The organism is Bradyrhizobium sp. AZCC 1693 (assembly GCF_036924745.1).
In the GTDB taxonomy this organism is placed as follows: domain Bacteria; phylum Pseudomonadota; class Alphaproteobacteria; order Rhizobiales; family Xanthobacteraceae; genus Bradyrhizobium.
In genome coordinates, this window is sequence record NZ_JAZHSD010000001.1 from 4,652,785 (window position 1) to 4,670,335 (window position 17,551).

Annotated in this window: 13 protein-coding genes; 9 read left to right on the plus strand and 4 right to left on the minus strand. The window is 62.0% G+C overall.

The genetic code is table 11. The features are described 5' to 3' along the window. Positions 1–126: 126 nt before the first annotated feature. From V1293_RS22180 to V1293_RS22215, 8 genes are all read left to right on the plus strand, one after another. Positions 127–858: a thermonuclease family protein gene (locus tag V1293_RS22180; protein ID WP_334512213.1), complete on the plus strand. Its 732-nt coding sequence runs from the start codon at positions 127–129 to the stop codon at positions 856–858. A gap of 226 nt (positions 859–1,084) precedes the next feature. Continuing rightward, positions 1,085–1,855, plus strand: a complete 771-nt coding sequence (locus V1293_RS22185) for an LssY C-terminal domain-containing protein (RefSeq protein ID WP_334512214.1) — start codon at positions 1,085–1,087, stop codon at positions 1,853–1,855. Between the two features lie 200 nt (positions 1,856–2,055). Next, entirely contained in the window at positions 2,056–3,240 is a 1,185-nt protein-coding gene (locus tag V1293_RS22190; protein WP_334512216.1) for a pyridoxal-phosphate-dependent aminotransferase family protein, read from the plus strand. A gap of 349 nt (positions 3,241–3,589) precedes the next feature. Further along, entirely contained in the window at positions 3,590–4,663 is a 1,074-nt protein-coding gene (locus V1293_RS22195; protein WP_334512218.1) for a phosphatase PAP2 family protein, read from the plus strand. A 203-nt stretch (positions 4,664–4,866) separates the two neighbouring features. After that, the gene (locus tag V1293_RS22200) at positions 4,867–5,937 is read left to right on the plus strand and encodes an ABC transporter ATP-binding protein (protein ID WP_334512221.1); all 1,071 of its coding nucleotides are present in this window, start codon (positions 4,867–4,869) and stop codon (positions 5,935–5,937) included. 26 nt (positions 5,938–5,963) lie between these two features. Next, the gene (locus V1293_RS22205; protein ID WP_334512223.1) at positions 5,964–6,953 is read left to right on the plus strand and encodes an extracellular solute-binding protein; all 990 of its coding nucleotides are present in this window, start codon (positions 5,964–5,966) and stop codon (positions 6,951–6,953) included. A 355-nt stretch (positions 6,954–7,308) separates the two neighbouring features. Then, positions 7,309–8,472, plus strand: coding sequence for an IS4 family transposase (locus V1293_RS22210; RefSeq protein WP_334516820.1), 1,164 nt, complete (start codon positions 7,309–7,311; stop codon positions 8,470–8,472). A gap of 65 nt (positions 8,473–8,537) precedes the next feature. Next, positions 8,538–10,253, plus strand: coding sequence for an ABC transporter permease (locus V1293_RS22215; protein ID WP_334512224.1), 1,716 nt, complete (start codon positions 8,538–8,540; stop codon positions 10,251–10,253). 162 nt (positions 10,254–10,415) lie between these two features. Here the strand turns inward: V1293_RS22215 and V1293_RS22220 are convergent, their stop codons facing one another. Beyond that, entirely contained in the window at positions 10,416–11,522 is a 1,107-nt protein-coding gene (locus V1293_RS22220) for a hypothetical protein (RefSeq protein WP_334512226.1), read from the minus strand. Beyond that, on the minus strand, positions 11,522–12,958 hold the full coding sequence (locus V1293_RS22225; protein ID WP_334512228.1) for an MBOAT family O-acyltransferase: 1,437 nt from the start codon (positions 12,956–12,958) through the stop codon (positions 11,522–11,524). The genes V1293_RS22220 and V1293_RS22225 overlap by 1 nt, the downstream gene beginning before the upstream one ends. 192 nt (positions 12,959–13,150) lie before the next feature. Between V1293_RS22225 and V1293_RS22230 the strand changes: the two genes are divergently transcribed. Then, a complete protein-coding gene (locus tag V1293_RS22230) occupies positions 13,151–15,268 on the plus strand; it encodes a S9 family peptidase (RefSeq protein ID WP_334512229.1) in 2,118 nt (705 codons plus the stop codon). Positions 15,269–15,450: 182 nt separating this feature from the next. Here V1293_RS22230 and V1293_RS22235 read toward each other — a convergent pair whose 3' ends face one another. Then, positions 15,451–16,614 carry an IS4 family transposase gene (locus V1293_RS22235; protein ID WP_334516820.1) on the minus strand — a complete coding sequence of 388 codons (1,164 nt, stop codon included), beginning with the start codon at positions 16,612–16,614 and terminating at the stop codon, positions 15,451–15,453. Positions 16,615–16,758: 144 nt separating this feature from the next. After that, entirely contained in the window at positions 16,759–17,478 is a 720-nt protein-coding gene (locus V1293_RS22240; RefSeq protein WP_334512231.1) for a ribonuclease activity regulator RraA, read from the minus strand. Between the last annotated feature and the right edge of the window lie 73 nt (positions 17,479–17,551).

Genomic DNA, 17,551 nt, shown 5'->3' on the forward strand with positions numbered 1-17,551 from the left:
GCGGGACGCAGGTAGGGCGGCAGCGAGGTGTCGCAATGACGGGAAGTTGAAAGCGATGCGACGTTCCGGCTCTGGCAAGATGGCCCCTTTGTCCGCACTATCCGCATCATTCCGCGGGGGCTACCGATGAATTTACGGAAATTGCTGTCCGCCGTTTTGCTGCTGTCGCTCCCCGCCATCGCGCAGGCGGCCGACATCACCGGCGTCCCGAAAATCCGCGAAGGCGATCAGCTCCAGATCGGCAACACCCGCATTCGTCTCGGCGGCATCGACGCGCCGTCCGTCGATCAGCTCTGCCTCAACACCAAAAGCGAGCGCTGGACCTGCGGAGCCGCCGCGCGCGACGAACTGATCAAGCGCTTCGGCGGCAAAAGCTGGACCTGTCATACCCGGGCGGTAACCGACCGCCGCGGCCGCACGGTGGCGCGCTGCGAGGCCGACGGCGAGGACATCCAGAAATGGCTGGTGTCGAACGGCTGGGCGCTGGCGCTGACCCGCCTCTCGCACGACTACGAAGGCGACGAGAAGGCTGCGCGCGAGGCCAAGGCCGGGATGTGGCAGGGCGCGTTCATCGCGCCGTGGGACTGGCGTGTCCGCAACAAGAAGACCGCCATTCTCGGCGCGGTCAAGCCCCCGGAGAATGCCAGGGCGATCCTGCTGGCTTCGGCATCCGGTTCGGTGGCGCCCTCGCCCGACTGCACCATCAAGGGCAATGTCAACCGGTCCGGCGAATGCATCTATCACCAGCCGACGAGCCGCTGGTATGCGAAGATCGAGATGAAGATCTCCAAGGGTACGCGCTGGTTCTGCTCGGTCGAGGAGGCCGAAGCCGCCGGCTGCCGCGAGACGCGGCGGTAGTTTTTTAACCTCGCCCCGCTTGCGGGGAGAGGTCGAATTCTCGCGCAGCGAGAATTCGGGTGAGGGGGTACAGGTCCATCCATTGATATCGGATTCGCGGAGAGAGCCCCTCACCCCGACCCTCTCCCCGTAAGAACGGGGCGAGGGAGAACGATCTGCCGTGCCAGAAACTCAAACCGATCCACGATTGCGGCGACGACGGCGCGGCGGGATGCGGCGCGCGGTGATGCTTACGCTCGTCATCCTCGGCGGCTACGGCCTGCTCGCTTATTTGGTGCTGCCGGGGTTCTGGACGCATTACGAGCATCAGCGCGGGCTCGCCGACATGCCGATGGTGACGCGGACCGCACAGGGCATCCCCGGCGATCCCATGAATGTCGGGCTGATCGGCGACATCGGCGACGTGGTCTGCGCGATGCACGCGGCCGGCTGGTATCCGGCCGACCGGATCACGCTGAAATCCTCGATCGAGATCGTCGGCAGCGTGCTGCTGGATCGTCCCTACAAGGACGCGCCGGTGAGCAATCTCTATTATCTCGGCCGCCGCGAGGATCTCGCCTATGAAAAGCCGATCGGGACCAGCGCCGACCAGCGCAACCATGTGCGCTACTGGAAGGTGCTGGAGAGCGGCGCGGAAAAGCGTCCGGTCTGGCTTGGCGCTGCGACGCAGGATCGCGGCGTCGGCGTCAGCAGATACACTGCTGCGGTCACGCACCACATCGGCCCCGATCTCGACGCCGAGCGCGCGCTGCTTGCGGCCGATCTGGAAAGCGCCGGCATGGTCGAGGCCAAATATCAGGTCACCGGCATCGGACCGACGATTGCGGGCCATAATGGCGGCGGCGACCTCTATTACACCGACGGCGAAATCTGGGTGCTGCGGCTGGTCGAAGCCTGCAAGAAGCGCGAGGGGCCTGCGGTGACGATCCCGAGCCCGCCGGCAACCGAATTGAAGGATCAGATCTGGCGCGCGATCGCCAACGCGGTGGGGAAATAGCTACGTGCAGCGAGTGCGAGGAGCGGAGCAATCAGTGCAATTTGATCTTTTTTGCGGCTCTGGACTGCCTCGCAGAGCCTGTCATCGGGCGCACATTTGTGTGACCCGGTGGCTCGCAATGACGGCTCCAATCCAATATTATGATACCCAAACCTCATGCGCTTCGATTCCGCGTACCTACCCATAAGGAAAACCAAAAAATGACCGTTCGCGCGGGCCGGGAATTTCTGGCCATCCCCGGACCCACCACCATGCCCGACGAAGTGCTGCAGGCGATGCATCGCCCGGCGCTCGATATCTATTCCGAACAGATGCTGGAACTGACCGACAGCCTGCTCGCCGATCTCTCGAAACTGTTCGCGACCAAGGGCAAATCCTACATCTACATCGCCAACGGCCATGGCGCATGGGAAGCGACGCTTTCCAACGTGCTGTCGCGCGGCGACAAGCTCTTGGTGCTGGAAAGCGGACGCTTTGCGATCGGCTGGGGCCAGGCGGCGGCGGCGATGGGCGTCGAGGTCGAGGTGCTGAAGGGCGACTGGCGCCGTGCGATCCGTCCCGCCGAGGTCGAGGCGCGGCTGAAGCAGGACAAGGAGCATACCATCAAGGCGATCGTCGCGGTGCAGGTCGATACCGCCTCGGGCGCCTATAACGACGTCGAAGCGATCGGCAAGGCGATCAAATCGACCGGGCATCCCGCGCTGTTCATGGTCGATACCGTGGCCTCGCTCGGCTGCATGCCGTTCGAGATGGACAAATGGGGCATCGACGTCGCGATGTCCGGCTCGCAGAAGGGCCTGATGACGCCGCCGGGCCTGGGCTTCGTCGCCGCCAACGACCGCGCCCGCGCGGTGCACAGACGCGCCAATCTGCGCACGCCCTATTGGGACTGGACCGAGCGCGAAGGAGCTGAGCACTATCGCAAATATGCCGGCACCGCGCCGGTGCATCTGCTGTTCGCGCTGCGCAAGGCGATCGACATGCTGCATGTCGAGGGACTTGAAAACGCCTTTCTGCGTCATCGCCTGCTCGCCGAAGCGGTGCGCCGCGCGGTGGCGGCGTGGTCCGAGGGCCAGGTGCTTGGCTTCAATATTGCGGAGGCCAATGAGCGCTCCAACACGGTGACGACGGTGACGATGAACGGCTTTGATCCGGCCGCGCTGCAGCGCTACTGCAAGGACAAATGCGGCGTGGTGCTGGGCACCGGCATCGGCGATCTCTCCGGCCAGGCTTTCCGGATCGCCCATATGGGCCATGTGAATGCGCCGATGATTTTGGGCACGCTCGGCGTCATCGAAGTCGGCCTCAACGCGCTCAATATTCCCCATGGCAAGGGCGGAACCGAGGCCGCGATCGAGTATCTCGGCGAGAGTGTCGGGGCGTGAGCCTTATCCGTTCAGGCCGTTGATTGTATTAACTGTCGTCCCTGCCTTGTGCGCAATTGCGCGCGGGCGCAGGGCCATATTCACCGCTGCAAATTGTGAGAAGAGCCGTCCGCCGATGTGCCCCTTCCAGGGGCCGCGGCGTATGGTCCCGGCTCAAGGCCGGGACGACAGGTGGATAGGCCATCGGCTCTCTACTTCGTCGTCCCCGAGAATGCAGGACCCACAACCACCGTCGCCAGTGTGAGAACAGCCGTCTGCCGATGTGGCCCGCCTGAATTGCTGAGTTGGGTTAGAGCATTCTTAGGCTTTGGCCTCTAGTCGTAGAATTGCAGGATGTGAGGCCATAGCAATGTCGGTTACATCGGGGATCGCAAAGCGCACGGCTGCTTCAGACGCTAACGGTCTGACCGTCGATCCGATCCGCCTTCAAAGTGTCATGGGCCGCTGGCTGATGTTCAGCGACTATGGCGTAGCTGCGCAGCGCCACATGGCCGTCGTCTGGTCTTGTGTGTTGGGATGCGTGCTTGCCGACGCGGTCTGGCTGCCGAATTCCAAACTTGCCTTCCCGTCCTCGAACTGGCCAGGTCTTTTACTCAGCATCGCTTGCTGCGCGCTCGCCGGCGCCTTTCTCGCTATTGCATCAAACCGCCTTCGGAGCGACGAGAGCCGTCCGGCTATCGTACTGCGAAGCGCTTTGATCCGAACGGAGTTGCTGTGGCAAGCCGCGCTTCCGATCGGCTCGCTGCTCGTCGCCGGAGTCACACTCAGCTATTTGATTACGTCGGCGGACCTGCCGTTGCGGGATGCGCCGTTGGCGCGTCTCGATCGCGATATCGGTTTCGACTGGCTGCGCTTTCTGGATGCGACGAATTCCACCCCGTTTTTCGCGGCATTGCTTGTCAAGGCCTACAACACGACCGGTCCGGTCTCCCAGTTGGTTATCGTCTGGCTGGCCCTGAACCGGCGCGGCGAGCGGCTTGCAGAATTCATCGCCGTTCTCAGCCTGAGCACGATCGGGGTATGCGTCGGCATGTGGCTGGTGCCGGCGGCAGGTGGCTTCGCATATTATGGACCCGGGCCGCAACTTGTCGGGAATTTCTCCGCGCTGGGAGAGATGTGGCCCTTCGCGCGCGATTTCACTGCGCTGCGAAACGGAACGCTCCTGGTGATCGATCTGTCGGCGCTTCACGGTGTGGTCAGCTTTCCCTCGTTCCACACTATGCTGGGTGTCATGACCGCCTATGCGCTACGCGATACACGCTGGCTCATGATTCCGGTCTTGCTCCTGAATGGAACAATGATCGTTGCGACGCTGCCCGTGGGAGGCCACCATCTCGCTGACGTGTTGGCTGGTGCTGGACTGACCTTCGGCGCGATACTCTTGATCCGTCGCTCAAGTAACGATCTCAAGAAGATTTCTTGACCCGAGGCGACCGCCGGCATTCGCCCGCGACGGCACTCACCCACGTTTGATCCAAATGCGCGGCGCCCCGCCCAAGGCCGGGACGACGCGGATATTTCGTCATTTCTCACCTCCGCACCAACGCGCAGTATCGACGCGCCACATTTAGTGCGTATACTGGCATACCAAGCCGGGCGCTGATCCGTGCACGAACAAGAGCGGGAGTGAGGCGATTGGCGTCGGTTGATTTACGCGGCCTGACCAAGCGATTTGGCTCGCTTACGGTGGTCGATAACGTCTCCTTGAAAATCGCCCATGGACAACTGGTCTGCCTGCTCGGGCCCTCCGGATGCGGCAAGACCACGACGCTGCGGCTGATCGCGGGTTTTCTGGAACCGTCCGACGGCGAGATCCATGTTGGCGAGCGGCTGGTGTCGTCGCGGGCGCGCACGCTGCCGCCCGAACAGCGCAACATGTCGATGATTTTTCAGAGCTACGCGTTGTGGCCGCATATGACGGTGACCGAAAACATCGTCTACGGCCTGCGGCTGCGCAAACTCGACCGCGACACCATCGCAAAAAAACTTGCGGCGATTTTGGCCACCACCAAGCTCGAAGCGCTGGCGCAGCGCTATCCCGGCGAACTCTCCGGCGGACAGCAACAGCGCGTCGCGCTGGCGCGCGCGCTGATCGTCGAGCCGCAGACGCTGCTGCTCGACGAGCCGCTTTCGAACCTCGACGCCAATTTGCGCGAGGAGATGCGGTTCGAAATCCGTCGCCTGCATGATGAATATCGCTACACCACCGTCTATGTCACCCACGATCAATCCGAAGCCATGACCACGGCCGACCTGATCGCGGTGATGAATGGCGGCCGGATCGACCAGCTCGGCACGCCCGAAGACATTTATGCGCGGCCTGAATCCGAATTCGTGGCCCGATTCATCGGTGCCAGCAACGTCATCAAGGGCACCGCGCTTGACGCCAACCACGTCGCCTTTGCGGGCGCGACGTTGAAGGTGGTCGGCGCGCCGCTCACATCGGGACAGGACGCCGTGGTCGCGATCCGCCAGCACGATATTGGGCTTTCGACTCAGCCGCCGGCTTCACCAGAGAATGCGATCAAGGCGGTTGTCACGCGGCAGGTCTATCTCGGCGCCGCGCGCGACTACATGGTCGAGATAGCCGACGGCACCAGCTTGCGCGCCACTACGCCGACCGAAACCAGCGTGCAAAAGGGCGGCGAGGTCTGGTTGACGCTGCCGCCCGAGCGCTGCCGGGCGCTGAGCCGCTAAAGAAAAAAAGAAAACGGGAGGACGCGATGGAGGGACGAAAACTTTCGCGGCGCGACATCCTGCAAGGCTCAGTGGCGCTGGCGGCCGGAACCGTATTCGCCTCCCCCGTTCGCGCCCAGGCGCCGGAGCCAGCCGCGATCACGCCGGCGCTGGTGGAGGCGGCGAAGAAGGAAGGCAAACTGATCTTCTATTCGTCGATGGATCTGCCGGTCGGCGAAAAACTCGGCAAGGCGTTCGAGGCCGCCTATCCCGGCATCACCATTCAGATCGAGCGTTCCGGCTCGGAGCGGTTGTTCCAGCGGATCGACCAGGAATTCGGTTCAGGCATCCGCGCAGCCGACGTGATCAACACCTCGGATGCGTCGCACATCATTACCTGGAAGCGAAACGGTTGGTTGGCGCCATTTGTATCAGAGGATATGGCCCGGCATTTTCTTCCTGAATATCGCGACCCCGACGGCATGTCCGCCACCTCGCGGATCTATTTGTCGTCGATCGCCTACAACACAAATCTGGTCAAGCCCGAAGACGCACCGAAGAGCTTTGCCGACCTGCTCGATCCCAAATGGGCAGGCAAGATGGTCAAGGGTCACCCGGCCTATAGCGGCACCATCATGACCGCGACCTTCCAGCTGGTCCGTGAACTGGGCTGGGACTATCTGGAGAAGCTGTCGAAACAGCGGGTAATGCAGGTGCAGTCCTCGACCGATCCGCCGAAAAAGCTTTCGCTTGGCGAGCGCGCTGTGATGGCCGACGGCAATGAATACGGCGTCGTGCTGCTGAAGGAAGCCGGCCAACCGGTTGAGCCGATCTATCCGGCCGAAGGCGCGCCGACGATCTCGGGGCCGACGCCATCTTTGCGTCAGCGCCGCACCCAAATGCCGCGCGGCTGTTCCAGGCCTGGCTGCACACCCGCGAGACCCAACAATTCTTCACCGACTTCACCGCACAGTATTCGGTTCACACGCAGGTGCAATCGAAGCCGGGACGGCGGAAGATTTCGGACATCAAGCTGATGAAGGAAGATGCGGAGGGCGTCGAGAAGATGGCCGAAGAAATCAAGACGCGCTATGCGCGGCTGTTCAGGGTTTGAGGATGGACGCGGCGACCCTCTCCGTCCGCCTCGCCCCGCTTGCGGGGAGTCGAGGCGAGCGAAGCTCGCTCTTAGGCCGACGCGCATCGCCAGATGCGTGGCGGGTGAGGGGGCTCTCCGCGAGTCCGAACTTGCGGCGAGAGCCCCTCACCCCGACCCTCTCCCCGCAAGCGCGCAGCGCTGTCCGGGGAATGATTCACTATGCCGCAGCGCATGCCCGGCAAATCCAGCGTGAGCCGGATACTTTCTGGTTGTCGAGACTCAGAAAGGGGCCGGGCATGCGCTGCGTAAATAGCATCTTTGGGGAGCTTCTCAAACCGATCGATCGGCGGCAATTTCGCGGGATTGTGGAGAAGCATGACGGCGACGCCTACGACAAGTCATTCAAAAGCTGGGATCATTTGGTGACGCTCGTCGGAGCCCAGCTAGGCCAGGTGATGAGTCTGCGCGCGGTCGAAGGCGCTTTCAATGCCAACAGCCATCAGCATTATCATCTTGGTGTGGGCCGGGTTGCTCGTTCGACGCTTTCGGATGCGAATGCGCGGCGCCCGGTTGGCGTTTTTGCGGAGACCTTCGCCATGCTGGCGGAGAAGGCTGATCGACATACGCGGGTGGAGGGAGCCGAGATGGTTCGGCTGATCGACTCGAGCCCGGTTCCGTTGGGCAAGGTGTGCAAATGGGCTGAATGGAATGGTCGCATCCGCGGCATGAAGATGCATACGGTCTACGAACCGGACGGCAAGTGCCCCCGCTGCGTCGAGATTACGCCGGCGACCGTCAACGACGTCGAGATCGGCCGCCAAACCGAACTCGAAGCCGGCGTGACTTACGTGTTCGACAAAGGCTATTACCACTTCGGCTGGTGGAAGAAGATCAATGATACCGGGGCTTTCTTCGTCACACGCACCAAGGTGAGCACGCGCTTGCGCAAGTCGAAGTCCCGGTATGTCCGCAAGACCATCGGCGACGGTTTCAAAATCATCAACGATGCCGATGTCGCGCTTGCGAGCAAAGGCGATTCCAGTCTTCCGATTCCGTTGCGCCGCATCAAAGTCAGGCGCGACAAAGGTGGAGTGATCACGCTCATCACCAACGATCTCGAACGCACAGCCGTCGAGATTGCGGCACTCTATAAGAGCCGTTGGCAGATCGAGCTTTTGTTCCGTTGGATCAAGCAGCATCTCAATCTTCGCAAGTTCATGGCCAAAAACGACAACGCAATCCGTCTGCAGATCCTCGCCGCGATGATCGCATATCTGCTTCTGCGCCTCGCCCGGCGATTGAATTCCTTGAAAATGCTGGACTTGCGCTTCGCCGAGTTGGTCTGCCAACGCCTGTTCATGCGAAGTCACATCGCAAAAATTGACAAACCTCCGCCGGTCAACCCGAGCAAGCCGAAGCCCAGGTTTTCTGCCGATCAACTGGGATTCTGCTATGAGTGATTTTTCCCCGGACAGCCCTGCGCAAGCGCGGGGCGAGGGAGCTGCACCTCGCTTGTGGAAATGACATGACCACCATCACCACCACCGACACGCCTAGATCCCGCATCGACCTCACCCGCCCCGTGCTGTGGCTGTTCGCCGCCTTCATGATCGTGCTGATCGTGCTGCCGCTGTCATGGCTGGCGGTTTTCGCGTTCACGGACAAGGCACGGCGCCCGACGCTGCAGAATTTCGTCACGCTGTTCACCGACCCCGCGTTCCTCGATCCGCTGCTGACGACCGCGATCATCGCCACCACCTCGGCGGTGATCTGCTGCCTTGTCGCCGCTCCGATCGGCTGGCTGGTGTCGCGCACCGACATGCCGGGACGGCAGACCATCCGCGCGCTGGTGACGGCGTCCTTTGTCACGCCGCCGTTTCTCGGCGCGGTCGCCTGGGAATTGCTGGCGGCGCCCAACAGCGGCCTTTTGAACCAGCTCTATCGCTATCTCACCGGCGCCGAAGATCCGCTGTTCGACATCTATTCACTGACCGGGTTGATCTTCGTGATCTCCTGCTACACCTTCCCGTTCGTGTTCGTGCTGGTCGCCAACGCGCTCGACAACATGCCGGGCGAGCTGGAAGATGCCTCTGCCATTCTCGGCGGCAAGGCATGGACCACGGCGCGGCGCGTCACGATACCGCTCGCACTTCCCGCGCTGGTCGCCGGGGCATTGATCGCATTCCTGCAGGCGATGACGCTGTTCGGATCGCCCGCGATCCTGGCGCTGCCGGCCGGCTTCCACACCATGACGACGAAAATCTGGAGCCTGTTCCAGTATCCGCCGAAACTCGAACTCGCGGCAGCGGCCGCCGTGCCGCTGCTGCTGCTGACGATCCTGCTGCTGCAGGGCCAGAAATTCCTGCTCGGCCGCCGCGGCTTCTCCGTGGTCGGCGGCAAATATGGCGCGCCGCGCCAGGTCGAGATGAAGGGCTGGCGCTGGGCGGCGCTGGCGTTCTGCCTCGTCGTGTTGCTCAATCCGGTGTTCCTGCCCTATTTCGCGCTGCTCAACGCGGCGTTCTCGCCGAACGCGACCACGCTGGTGACGCCGTCGACGGCGACCCTGCACAACATCGTGTTCGTCTTCACCGAATTGTCGTCGACCCAGCTCGCGCTGAAGAACACGGTGATCCTGGGCGCATCGACGGCGACCGTCGGCACGATCCTCGCGCTGGTCGTCGCCTATGTCACGACGCGGCGCGCGATCGCGAGCCACCGCGTGCTCGGCTTTCTCGCCACCGCCCCGGTCGCGGTGCCCGGCATCGTGCTCGGCGTCGGGCTGTTCTTAAGTTACACGCGGCCGCCGTTCGTGCTCTACGGCACGCTGTGGATCCTGCTGCTGGCGTTCCTCACCATCAATCTCCCCTCGGCCTATCAGCAATTGCAGGCAGCGTTCGCGACCATTCATCCGGAGCTCGAAGATGCCAGCCGCATCCTCGGCGCGACGCGGCTACAGGCGCTGCGCCAAATCACCGCGCCCTTGTTGCGCACCGGTGTGATCGCGACCTGGTGCTTCATCTTCATCGGCGTGATGCGCGAACTATCCGCGGCGATCGTGCTGTTCACCTCGCAGACCAAGGTGCTGTCGGTCTTGATCTACGACCTCAATGAAAGCGGCGACCTCGCTGCGATTTCGGTGCTCGGCATCGCCATGCTGGTGATTACGTTTGCGGTGGTGCTTGCGGTAAACAGGATTCCGGTATTCGGGGGCGGCGCCGCGGCGAGGTTGAGGAATAGTTGACACGTCGTCCCTGCGAACGCAGGGACCCATACGCCACGGCCGGCGTAATGGGCGGGAGGGGAGACGCAACGGTGATTTGCTAACGCAGAGCGTCTGCGACCGCGCTTCATTGAGAGATCACGCGGTATGGGTCCCCGCGTTCGCAGGGACGACGACGGTCAGTTAGTGGTCGACCTTATACGCCTCGACCTGCGCCTTGAGGCGCTCCAGCGATACCAGCGTCTTCGCGCGATCCACAAGATGCCTCCGCTCCGCCAGCCACGACAAAATCTTCAGATCAATCGCCGGCGAGTGATGGATCACGTCGCCGTAATTGCCGAGGTCGTGGGTCACCTCTTTCACGTCGCGGAAATCATGCAGCCGCACATTGGGGAATTGCAATAATCGCGGGAAGGCGTAGGCCGAGAAGTCGTAGGCGATTTTCAGCGTTGCCGGCGAGGCGTCGCGCATCGCCACGAATTGCAGGATCGAATAGGGCGCGAAGTAGATGTCAAAGGTGACGTCCGGGTTGTTCTCGATCAACGCGACCGCGTCGCGCTCAAAGCCCCGGACCATCGCGTCGTAATTGTAGCCTTCCGCGATGGAACCGCTGCGCGCGGGATCGGTGATGCGCCTGAAGGCCGCGACGGCGTTTTGCGCATTGTAGAATCCCGCGACGTCGAAATCGGGCCGCAGCGCGTTGATGTCATCGACGTTGGCGATGGGGAATTTGAACATGACGCCGTTGGTCAGCCGCGCCACGATCGGCTCAAACGGCGGGATCGCGCGCGCCAATATCCACAGCGACTCGCGCGCCATGGCGCCGCTGAACAAATAGCCAGCGATGCTTTTTACGTTGCGCCGGTAGAGATCGGCCGGAACGTAGATGTCGGAATCGATCTCGGGCGCGTCGCGAAAGATCCAGTCGTCCATTTGCCAGATCACCCGCTTGGGACGGCGTTCCATCGCGGCCGCCAGCACAAAACCTTGTTCGCGGGAATTCGAACCGGTCATCGCGAGCTTTAGCGAGCGGACGCCCAACACGCGATCGATGTCACTTTGTCGGAAGTGAATGCCAAGCGAGGTGCCCATGAAGACCGTGTCGAATTGCTGGCTGCGGATCAGGCCGGCATCCTGCATGCGGCTGTCGGGCGAATACATCGCCGGCAACAGCCGCGCGGGCCGGAACAAATGCAGGGGATCGACGACGAAGTTCAGCGTCGCCGCCATCAGGATGATGGCCACTGTTGCGCACAGAAATCGCCACAGGTTTTTCGACGCCACACTCATCAGAACCTGAAATAGATGAATTCGCTATGCTGCTGGATTCCGAGAATACCGAACGCCAGCACCGCCGCGGAGGCATAGAGGAACAGCGGCTTCATCCGCTGTGCGCGAAGGTTTTCGCCGACGGCCCGGTTCTTGTGATCGTAACCCATGATCTCCTGCGTGTTCGGCGCGAACCAGGCCAGCGCGGCGTATATCGCGACGAACAGCGCGTAGACCATTTCAACGCGGCCAAAGGCGATGTCGGAAGGATCGGCCATTTTCGACAGCAGATGCAACGCGGTCGGCATGTCATGGGCGCGGAAGAAAACCCAGGCGATGACGACGGCCAAAAAGGTCAGAGCGGCGCCGGCGATATCGGCAAGGCGGGCGAAGCGCGGCGGCGCCTTGGGGCCGTAGTTGCTCCAGGCGTGATTGATGCAGAGATAGACGCCGTGCAGCGCGCCCCAGGCCACGAAGGTCCATGCCGCGCCGTGCCAGAAGCCGCCGAGCAGCATGGTGATCATGAGATTGACATAGCGCAGGATACTGCCATGGCGGTTGCCGCCGAGCGGGATGTAGAGATAGTCGCGCAGGAACTGCGACAGCGTCATGTGCCAGCGCCGCCAGAAATCGACGATCGAGACCGCCTTGTAGGGCGAGTTGAAATTCAGCGGCAGAAAAATGCCGAACATCAGCGAGATACCGATCGCCATGTCGGAATAGCCGGAGAAATCGAAATAGAGCTGGAACGTGTAAGCCAGCACGCCGATCCAGGCCTGATCGAAGGTGGGCGCATTGGAGCCGAAGGCCTGCGCGACCAGCGGCTGGATGCCGTCGGCCAGGCAGGTCTTCTTGAACAGGCCGATGGCGAAGATGATCAGGCCGCACAGGATCAGATGCGGATCGGGGCGTTTTGTCTCCGCCCGCTCGAACTGCGGGATCATGTCCTTGTGGTGCAGGATCGGCCCGGCGATCAGGTGCGGAAAGTATGCGACGAACAGCGCGTAATGCGGCAGCGCGTAGCGCGCGACGTTGCCCCCGTAGGCGTCGACCAGGAACGCGATCTGGGTAAAGGTGTAGAAGGAAATGCCGACCGGAAGCACGATCTTGACGACGAATCCGGCCGAGAACAGCGCATTGAGATTGGCGGCGAAAAATCCCGCATATTTGAAGATGCCGAGCACCGCGAGATCGCCGGCGACGCCTGTTGTGAGCGCGGTAAACCGTGCACCTGGGCCGAGCTTGCGCGCGATCAGGAGATAGCCGACGCCGTAATTGAAGGCGATCGAAACAAGCAGCAACGGCACGAACTGCCCGCCGCCGAAGGCATAAAAGACCAGCGAGGCCAGCGTCAGCCAGACTACCGGAGCCAGATGGCTGCGGCGGCCAAGCGCGAAATAGCCGAGCAAGACGACCGGCAGGAACAGGAAGATAAAGGAATGCGAATTGAAGAGCATCGACCTTTCCCCGCGGGGCCGAAAAGCCTAACCATAGGAGGCGGACGCCACAACCCGCACCGATCTGGCAATCGGCGCATTTGAACCGATATAGAGGGGCTCCCCTCCCCGTTCTTCACGGGGAGAGGTTTTGCAAGCCCATGCATTGGTTCGACCCGCGACCATCTCGCCCAGGAACTGAACGAGGATTGAGTGACAGAAGCAGCCATCAAACAGACTTCCCTGCCCGCCCCATCAGCGCCGCGCCGCCCGCATTCCTTCACCACGCATGGCATCACGGTGACGGATGATTACGCATGGCTGAAAGACGCCAGATGGCAGGAAGTGCTGCGCGATCCCTCGATCCTGGATCCGGATATCAGAAAATATCTGGAAGCCGAGAACGACTACACCGAAAGCCTGCTCGGCCACACGGCCTCCTTGCAGAAGAAGCTGGTCGCAGAGATGCGCGGCCGGATCAAGGAAGACGATTCCAGCGTGCCTGCGCCGGACGGTCCGTTTGCCTATTTGCGGAAATTTCGGGAGGGCGGGCAGCATGAACTGTTCGGCCGCACGCCGCGCGACGGCGGCGACGTCGAGATCGTGCTCGACGGCGATGCGCTGGCCGCGAACCATGAGTATTTCAAGTTCGGCAGCGCGCGGCATTCGCATGACCACAAACTACAGGCGTGGAGCGCCGATACCAAGGGCTCCGAATATTTTTCGATCCGCGTGCGCGACTGGGCCGATGGCACCGATCGCGACGACCTCGTCGAGGAGACCGACGGCGGCATCGTCTGGAGCAAGGATTGCACCAGCTTCTTCTACGTCAAACTCGACGACAATCATCGCCCGATGCAGGTGTGGCGGCATCGGCTTGGCACCAAGCAGGCTGACGACACGCTGGTTTATGAAGAGCAGGACTCCGGCTGGTTCACGCATCTGCACGAGAGCTCTTCCGGCCGCTTCTGCGTCATCGCCGGCGGCGACCATGAGACCTCGGAGCAACGGCTGATCGATCTGGCCAATCCCGAAGCGCCGCCGCTTCTGGTCGCGGCGCGCGAGGAAGGCGTGCAGTATTCGCTCGCCGACCGCGGCGATGAGCTGTTCATTCTCACCAATGCGGACGGCGCAATCGACTTCAAGGTCGTCACCGCACCGCTTGCCGCGCCCGAACGCGCCAACTGGCGCGACCTGATTCCATATCGCGATGGCGTCTATGTGCTCGATGTCGAACTCTATGCCGGCCACATGGTGCGGCTGGAGCGCGCCAACGCGCTGCCTGCGATCATCATCCGTGACCTCAAGACCGGCGAAGAGCACGCCATCGCCTTCGACGAGGCCGCCTATTCGCTCGACACCATGGGCGGCTACGAGTTCGAGACCACGAATTTGCGGTTTTCCTATTCGTCGATGACGACGCCGGCGGAAGTCTATGATTACGACATGGCGACGCGGGCGCGCCTGCTGCGCAAGCGGCAGGAAATTCCGTCCGGCCATAACCCGGCCGACTATGTCACCACGCGCATCATGGCGACCTCGCACGACGGCGCGCAGGTACCGGTCTCGATCCTGCACCGCAAGGATCTGGTGCGCGACGGCAAGGCACCGCTGTTACTCTACGGCTACGGCTCCTACGGCATGGCGATGCCGGCATCGTTTGCCGCCAACCGGCTGTCGCTGGTCGATCGCGGTTTTGTCTACGCCATCGCGCATATCCGCGGCGGCGCCGACAAGGGCTGGGGCTGGTATCTCGACGGCAAGCGCGAGAAGAAGACAAATTCGTTCGATGATTTCGCAGCGGCAGGGCGCGCGCTGATCGAGGCAAAGTACACGAATGCGAAGCGCATCGTCGGCCATGGCGGCAGCGCCGGCGGCATGCTGATGGGCGCGATCGCCAACCGATCAGGCGAATTGTTTGCCGGCATCGTCGCCGAAGTGCCGTTCGTCGATGTGCTCAACACCATGCTCGACGACACGCTGCCGCTGACGCCGCCTGAATGGCCGGAATGGGGCAACCCGATCGAAAGCGAAAAGGATTTTCGCACCATTTTGTCGTACTCGCCCTACGACAACCTCGCGGCCAAAGAATATCCGGCGATCCTGGCGATGGGCGGGCTGACCGATCCGCGTGTCACCTATTGGGAGCCGGCGAAATGGATCGCACGCCTGCGCGCGACCATGAGTGGCGGCGGCCCGGTGCTGCTGCGCACCAACATGGGCGCCGGCCACGGCGGCGCGTCGGGGCGGTTCAACCGGCTGGATGAAGTCGCGATCGCCTATGCGTTTGCGCTGTGGGCGGTTGGACTGGCGGAGAGGGGTGAGGTGTAGCGCCTCCCTCTCCCCGTCCTTCACGGGGTCGAGACGAGCGAAGCTCGCTCTTAGAGGGTCGGGGTGAGGGGCTCTCTCCGCAAGCACTGCAGTCTATAGATAGACCTGTACCCCCTCACCCGGATCGCATCTTCGATGCGCTCCGACCTCTCCCCGCAAGCGCAGGGCTGTCCGGGGAAAAATCACTCATAGCAGAATCCCAGTTGATCGGCAGAAAACCTGGGCTTCGGCTTGCTCGGGTTGACCGGCGGAGGTTTGTCAATTTTTGCGATGTGACTTCGCATGAACAGGCGTTGGCAGACCAACTCGGCGAAGCGCAAGTCCAGCATTTTCAAGGAATTCAATCGCCGGGCGAGGCGCAGAAGCAGATATGCGATCATCGCGGCGAGGATCTGCAGACGGATTGCGTTGTCGTTTTTGGCCATGAACTTGCGAAGATTGAGATGCTGCTTGATCCAACGGAACAAAAGCTCGATCTGCCAACGGCTCTTATAGAGTGCCGCAATCTCGACGGCTGTGCGTTCGAGATCGTTGGTGATGAGCGTGATCACTCCACCTTTGTCGCGCCTGACTTTGATGCGGCGCAACGGAATCGGAAGACTGGAATCGCCTTTGCTCGCAAGCGCGACATCGGCATCGTTGATGATTTTGAAACCGTCGCCGATGGTCTTGCGGACATACCGGGACTTCGACTTGCGCAAGCGCGTGCTCACCTTGGTGCGTGTGACGAAGAAAGCCCCGGTATCATTGATCTTCTTCCACCAGCCGAAGTGGTAATAGCCTTTGTCGAACACGTAAGTCACGCCGGCTTCGAGTTCGGTTTGGCGGCCGATCTCGACGTCGTTGACGGTCGCCGGCGTAATCTCGACGCAGCGGGGGCACTTGCCGTCCGGTTCGTAGACCGTATGCATCTTCATGCCGCGGATGCGACCATTCCATTCAGCCCATTTGCACACCTTGCCCAACGGAACCGGGCTCGAGTCGATCAGCCGAACCATCTCGGCTCCCTCCACCCGCGTATGTCGATCAGCCTTCTCCGCCAGCATGGCGAAGGTCTCCGCAAAAACGCCAACCGGGCGCCGCGCATTCGCATCCGAAAGCGTCGAACGAGCAACCCGGCCCACACCAAGATGATAATGCTGATGGCTGTTGGCATTGAAAGCGCCTTCGACCGCGCGCAGACTCATCACCTGGCCTAGCTGGGCTCCGACGAGCGTCACCAAATGATCCCAGCTTTTGAATGACTTGTCGTAGGCGTCGCCGTCATGCTTCTCCACAATCCCGCGAAATTGCCGCCGATCGATCGGTTTGAGAAGCTCCCCAAAGATGCTATTTACGCAGCGCATGCCCGGCCCCTTTCTGAGTCTCGACAACCAGAAAGTATCCGGCTCACGCTGGATTTGCCGGGCATGCGCTGCGGCATAGTGAATCATTCCCCGGACAGCGCTGCGCGCTTGCGGGGAGAGGTTAGGGATAGCGGCCTTTGTCCGCTACCGCCCATTCTTCTTCCGCCATTCCGCGAAATCCGTCAGCGTCTGCGGGTCGGTCGCCGGATACAGTCCCAAAATGCCGCGGCCGCCCCGGACCTGCTCCGTAACAAAATCCTCGAACGCGGTCATCTCGACCGCTTCGTCGACGATCTCATCCGCCAGATGCGCGGGGATCACGATCACGCCGTCGCTGTCGCCGAGGATGACGTCGCCGGGAAACACCGGCGCGTCGCCGCAGCCGATCGGGACGTTGATCTCGATCGCCTGATGCAGCGTCAGATTGGTCGGCGCGCTCGGGCGGTGGTGGTAGGCGGGAAAGCCGAGGGCGGCGATTTCGGCGGAATCGCGAAAACCGCCATCGGTGATCACGCCGGCGCAGCCGCGCTGCATCAGCCGCGTCACCAAAATGGCGCCGGCGGAGGCCGCGCGCGCATCCTTGCGGCTGTCCATCACCAGCACCGCGCCGGGCGGGCAATCCTCGATCGCCTTGCGCTGCGGGTGGCCGCGGTCGCGGAACACGTCGATCTTGTTGAGATCCTCGCGCGCCGGCATGTAGCGCAGCGTGAAGGCTTCGCCGACCAGCACCGGCTGATCGGGACCGAGCGGATGCACGTCCTGGATCATCTGGATGCGAAAGCCGCGCTTGAACAGCGCGGTGGCGACGGTGGCGGTGGAGACTGTTTTCAGCTTGTTGCGGGTGGCGTCGCTCAGTTTTGTCATTTCATTCATCCCAGTTGATCGTCATTCCGGAGCGCTCGCGTTAGCGAGCGAATCCGGAATCTCGAGGTTCCGG

Coding starts and splice junctions, on each gene's coding strand:
- V1293_RS22180 (WP_334512213.1), top strand. CDS start 127: ATGAATTTACGGAAATTGCTGTCCGCCGTTTTGCTGCTGTCGCTCCCC.
- V1293_RS22185 (WP_334512214.1), top strand. CDS start 1,085: ATGCTTACGCTCGTCATCCTCGGCGGCTACGGCCTGCTCGCTTATTTG.
- V1293_RS22190 (WP_334512216.1), top strand. CDS start 2,056: ATGACCGTTCGCGCGGGCCGGGAATTTCTGGCCATCCCCGGACCCACC.
- V1293_RS22195 (WP_334512218.1), top strand. CDS start 3,590: ATGTCGGTTACATCGGGGATCGCAAAGCGCACGGCTGCTTCAGACGCT.
- V1293_RS22205 (WP_334512223.1), top strand. CDS start 5,964: ATGGAGGGACGAAAACTTTCGCGGCGCGACATCCTGCAAGGCTCAGTG.
- V1293_RS22210 (WP_334516820.1), top strand. CDS start 7,309: ATGCGCTGCGTAAATAGCATCTTTGGGGAGCTTCTCAAACCGATCGAT.
- V1293_RS22215 (WP_334512224.1), top strand. CDS start 8,538: ATGACCACCATCACCACCACCGACACGCCTAGATCCCGCATCGACCTC.
- V1293_RS22220 (WP_334512226.1), bottom strand. CDS start 11,522: ATGAGTGTGGCGTCGAAAAACCTGTGGCGATTTCTGTGCGCAACAGTG.
- V1293_RS22225 (WP_334512228.1), bottom strand. CDS start 12,958: ATGCTCTTCAATTCGCATTCCTTTATCTTCCTGTTCCTGCCGGTCGTC.
- V1293_RS22235 (WP_334516820.1), bottom strand. CDS start 16,614: ATGCGCTGCGTAAATAGCATCTTTGGGGAGCTTCTCAAACCGATCGAT.
- V1293_RS22240 (WP_334512231.1), bottom strand. CDS start 17,478: ATGACAAAACTGAGCGACGCCACCCGCAACAAGCTGAAAACAGTCTCC.